The following is a 5,257-nucleotide window of genomic DNA, read 5'->3' as shown; positions in this document are numbered from 1 at the left end:
GAACATCCTGCACGCCACCATGCTGGCGATGCAGCGCGCAGTCGAAGGCCTGCACATTCAGCCGAAACTGGCGATGATCGACGGCAATCGTTGCCCGAAACTGTCCATGCGCGCAGAAGCGGTAGTGCAGGGCGACGGCAAGGTTCCGGCCATTGCGGCGGCATCGATTCTGGCCAAGGTCAGCCGCGACCGCGAAATGGCGGCTTTTGAACTGATTTACCCGGGTTACGGTATCGGCGGCCACAAAGGTTACCCGACGCCCGTTCATCTGGAAGCGCTGGCCCGGCTGGGGCCCACGCCGATTCATCGCCGCTCGTTCGCCCCGGTGCGCCTGGCGTACGAGGCTCGGGAAAGTCTGATCGAGAGTTAGTCGCAAGGCTGATGTTTTACTCAAGGCCCGGTACAATCCGGCACTTTAAAGCGTCACGAGCGCAGGTAATACAAGGCGAACGGCTGCGAGAAAGCGGAGTTGACTTTAGTCAATGAGCATTTCGAGCTGCCGTTCAACGCAGGCTTACCAAGCGCAGTAGCTTTAAAGTGCCGGATTTCCGGGCTTTGTTGTTTTCATGAATATACGCAGGATCACTATGCCGGCTTCATTCGTTCACCTACGCCTGCACACTGAATACTCCCTGGTTGACGGTCTGGTGCGGATCAAGCCGCTGGTCAAGACCTTGGTCGGCATGAACATGCCTGCCGTAGCGGTCACCGATCAGAACAACATGTGTTCCCTGGTCAAATTCTATAAAGCCTCCATGGGTGCAGGGATCAAGCCGATCTGCGGTGCCGACTTGTGGCTGTCGAACAAGGATCCGGACAACGCCCTGAGCCGGATCAGCTTGCTGGCCATGAACGCAGTCGGCTACCGCAACCTGACCGAACTGATCTCCCGTGGTTTCATTGACGGCCAGCGCAATGGCTCGGTCATCATCGAGCGCGAATGGGTGGCCGAGGCCAGCGAAGGCTTGATCATGTTGTCGGCGGCGAAAGAGGGCGAAATCGGCCTGGCCATGCTCAGTGGCAACCCGGCTGAGGCAGAAAACCTCGCGCGCGAATGGATGACGGTGTTTCCGGATCGCTTTTACCTGGAGATCCAGCGCACCAGTCGCCCCAATGATGAAGAGCAGTTGCACGGTGCCGTGGCCCTGGCCGAGAAAATCGGCGCGCCACTGGTCGCGACCAACGACGTGCGTTTCATCAAGCAGGAAGACTTCGCCGCGCACGAAACCCGCGTTTGCATCGGTGAGGGCCGCGCCCTCGACGATCCGCGGCGTTCGAAGAATTACAGCGACCAGCAATACCTCAAAAGCGCCGAGGAAATGGCCGAGCTGTTCAGCGATCTCCCCGAGGCGCTGGAAAACACCGTCGAAATCGCCAAGCGCTGCAACATCGAAGTGAAGCTGGGCAAGCACTTCCTGCCCAACTTCCCGATTCCCGATGGCATGACCATCGACGAGTATTTCCGCAAGGTGTCCTTCGATGGTCTGGAAGATCGACTGACCGTTCTGTTGCCCAAGGACACCACCGAAGACTATGAGGCCAAGCGTCAGGTCTACGTCGACCGGCTGAACTTCGAACTGGATATCATCATCCAGATGGGCTTCCCCGGTTACTTCCTGATCGTGATGGACTTTATCCAGTGGGCCAAGAGCAACGGCGTGCCGGTAGGTCCGGGCCGGGGGTCGGGTGCCGGCTCGCTGGTGGCCTATGTACAGAAGATCACCGACCTCGATCCGCTGGAATATGACCTGCTGTTCGAACGTTTCCTTAACCCGGAACGGGTATCGATGCCCGACTTCGACGTCGACTTCTGCATGGACGGTCGTGATCGGGTCATTGAATACGTGGCCGAGAAGTACGGTCGCAACGCTGTAAGCCAGATCATCACCTTCGGTTCCATGGCGGCCAAGGCCGTGGTCCGGGACGTGGCGCGGGTGCAGGGCAAATCCTACGGTTTGGCGGATCGTCTGTCGAAGATGATTCCGTTTGAAGTCGGCATGACCCTGGAAAAGGCGTATGAGCAGGAAGAGATCCTGCGCGACTTCATCAAGGTCGATGAAGAAGCCGCCGAAATCTGGGAAATGGCGCGCAAGCTTGAAGGCGTTGTACGTAACGTCGGTAAACACGCCGGTGGTGTGGTGATTGCGCCGACCAAACTGACGGACTTCTCGCCGATCTACTGCGATGAGGCCGGTGACGGTCTGGTCACCCAGTTCGACAAGGATGACGTTGAAGCGGCCGGCTTGGTGAAGTTCGACTTCCTCGGTCTGCGGACCTTGACGGTCATCGACTGGGCGCTGAAAACCATCAACCGCGACCGCGCCAAGGTCGATCAACCGCCGCTGGACATTGCGTTCATTCCGCTGGACGACAAGCCGACCTACACGCTGCTGCAAAAAGCCGAAACTACGGCGGTGTTCCAGCTCGAATCCCGTGGCATGAAGGAGCTGATCAAAAAGCTCAAGCCCGACTGCCTGGAAGACTTGATCGCACTGGTGGCCCTGTTCCGTCCGGGTCCGTTGCAATCAGGCATGGTGGACGACTTCATCAACCGTAAGCACGGTCGCGCCGAACTCGCGTACCCGCACTCGGATTACCAGTACGAAGGCCTCAAGCCGGTACTGGCACCGACTTACGGCATCATCCTGTATCAGGAACAGGTGATGCAGATTGCCCAGGTCATGGCCGGTTACACCCTCGGCGGTGCGGACATGCTGCGTCGCGCCATGGGTAAGAAAAAGCCCGAAGAAATGGCCAAGCAGCGCGGCGGTTTCATTGAAGGTTGCGCGAGCAACAATATCGACGCCGACCTGGCCGGTAACATTTTCGACCTGGTAGAGAAATTCGCCGGTTACGGTTTCAACAAGTCTCACTCCGCTGCGTACGGCCTGGTGTCGTACCAAACGGCCTGGCTGAAAACGCATTACCCCGCGCCATTCATGGCGGCGGTGCTGTCGGCGGACATGCACAACACCGACAAGGTCGTGACCTTGATCGAAGAAATTCGCACCATGAAGCTGCGTCTCGACGCACCGGATGTGAATGCCTCCGAGTTCAAGTTCACGGTGAATGACGAAGGCCGGATTATTTACGGCCTCGGCGCGATCAAGGGCGTGGGTGAAGGTCCGGTGGAAGCGATCACCGAGGCGCGCCAGGACGGGCCGTTCAAGGACCTGTTCGATTTCTGCGCCCGTGTCGATCTCAAACGTATCAACAAACGCACCCTGGACGGTTTGATCCGCAGTGGTGCGCTGGATCGTCTGGGGCCTTATTTCCATGACGAGCCGAAAGCTTATCAGGCGAGCATCGACCAGAATCGCGCGGTGCTGCTGGCCGCGATGGAAGGGGCGATCAAGGCCGCTGAACAAACTGCACGCACCCAGGACAGTGGCCATGCCGACCTGTTTGGCGGGCTGTTTGTCGAGGAAGACGCGGACGTTTACGCCAGTCATCGCAAAGCCAAGGAACTGACGCTCAAGGAACGGCTGAAAGGGGAGAAAGACACCCTGGGCCTGTACCTGACCGGTCACCCGATTGACGAGTACGAAGGTGAAATTCGTCGCTTTGCACGTCAGCGCATCATCGATCTGAAGCCGGCACGCGACACCCAGACGGTCGCCGGCATGATCATCGCCCTGCGAGTGATGAAGAACAAAAAGGGCGACAAGATGGGGTTCATCACCCTCGATGACCGCTCTGGACGGATCGAGGCGTCGCTGTTTGCCGAGGCGTTCCATTCTGCGCAGTCGCTGTTGCAGACTGATGCGATGGTGGTGGTCRAAGGTGAGGTCAGCAATGACGACTTCTCCGGCGGCCTGAAGCTGCGGGTCAAGCGCGTGATGAGCATGGAAGATGCACGCACCAACCTGGCGGAAAGCCTGCGCCTGAAGCTGCAGACCAAGGATTTGAAGGGCGATCAGCTACGCTGGCTGGGTGAATTGTTCAAGCGTCACCGTGGTGCGTGCCCGATTACCATGGAATACACGAGCCCCGATGCGAAGGCCTTGCTGCAGTTCGGCGAGACCTGGCGAATCGACCCGGCGGATGCGTTGATTCAAGCCTTGCGTGACCAGTTCGGGCGAGACAACGTCTTCCTCCAATACCGTTGACGGTCAGGTGCCATTCTTCACCATGAGAACGCGCCCTGATCTCGACCTGGATTTTTAATCTCGACCTGAACGCGCCTCTCCCTTAAGGTAGGCGCGAATAGACAACCGGCCGGCCCAAGCTCTCTTGGACGTCGACCCAAGACGGACGCCTATGAACCCGAATTTTCTAGATTTCGAACAGCCGATCGCCGACCTGCAAGCCAAGATCGAAGAGTTGCGCTTGGTCGGTAACGACAATTCGCTGAATATCGGCGATGAGATCTCCCGCCTGCAGGACAAAAGCAGCACGCTGACCGAAGACATTTTCGGCAAGCTGACCAGCTGGCAGATCGCCCGTCTGGCGCGTCACCCGAAACGTCCATATACCCTGGACTACATCGAGCACATCTTCACCGAGTTCGACGAATTGCACGGCGACCGTCACTTCTCCGATGACGCTGCAATCGTTGGCGGTATCGCCCGTCTGGACGACCAGCCGGTGATGATCATCGGTCACCAGAAAGGCCGTGAAGTGCGCGAGAAGGTTCGCCGCAACTTCGGTATGCCGCGTCCGGAAGGCTACCGCAAGGCGTGCCGCCTGATGGAAATGGCCGAGCGCTTCAAAATGCCGATCCTGACCTTCATCGACACCCCGGGCGCCTATCCTGGGATCGACGCTGAAGAGCGTAACCAGAGCGAAGCGATTGCCTGGAACCTGCGTGTCATGTCGCGTCTGAAAACCCCAATCATTGCCACCGTGATCGGTGAAGGTGGTTCCGGTGGTGCATTGGCGATCGGCGTTTGCGATCAACTGAACATGCTGCAGTACTCGACCTACGCGGTGATCTCGCCGGAAGGTTGCGCATCGATCCTGTGGAAAACCGCCGAGAAAGCGCCGGATGCCGCTGAAGCCATGGGCATCACTGCCGAGCGCCTGAAAGGCCTGGGTATTGTGGACAAGGTAATCGGCGAGCCATTGGGCGGCGCACACCGCAATCCAGCGGCTGCGGCGGCATCGATCCGCGCCGAACTGACCTCGCAACTGGCGATGTTGAAAAAGTTCGACAATGACGCGCTGCTGGCCCGTCGTTACGCGCGATTGATGAGCTACGGTCTCTGATCTGACCTCGGCCTCAATGTGGGAGCGGGCTTGCTCGCGAAAGCGGTAT

General features: G+C 58.6%; 3 protein-coding genes. All 3 read left to right on the top strand.

Features of this window, described 5'->3' with window-relative positions:
• A partial coding sequence (locus AC1DRJ_RS18495; protein ID WP_477803432.1) for a ribonuclease HII occupies positions 1 to 370 on the top strand: 370 nt, incomplete at its 5' end.
• 217 nt (positions 371 to 587) lie between these two features.
• Entirely contained in the window at positions 588 to 4,109 is a 3,522-nt protein-coding gene (dnaE, locus tag AC1DRJ_RS18490) for a DNA polymerase III subunit alpha (protein WP_477803431.1), read from the top strand.
• Positions 4,110 to 4,260: 151 nt separating this feature from the next.
• Complete coding sequence (locus tag AC1DRJ_RS18485) at positions 4,261 to 5,208, top strand: acetyl-CoA carboxylase carboxyltransferase subunit alpha (RefSeq protein ID WP_477803430.1); 948 nt, start codon at positions 4,261 to 4,263, stop codon at positions 5,206 to 5,208.
• Positions 5,209 to 5,257 lie beyond the last annotated feature (49 nt).

It is taken from the genome of Pseudomonas sp. P5_B2 (assembly GCF_056400445.1).
This window is presented reverse-complemented; position numbering and strand designations above follow the sequence as displayed.

Coding starts and splice junctions, on each gene's coding strand:
- AC1DRJ_RS18485 (WP_477803430.1), top strand. CDS start 4,261: ATGAACCCGAATTTTCTAGATTTCGAACAGCCGATCGCCGACCTGCAA.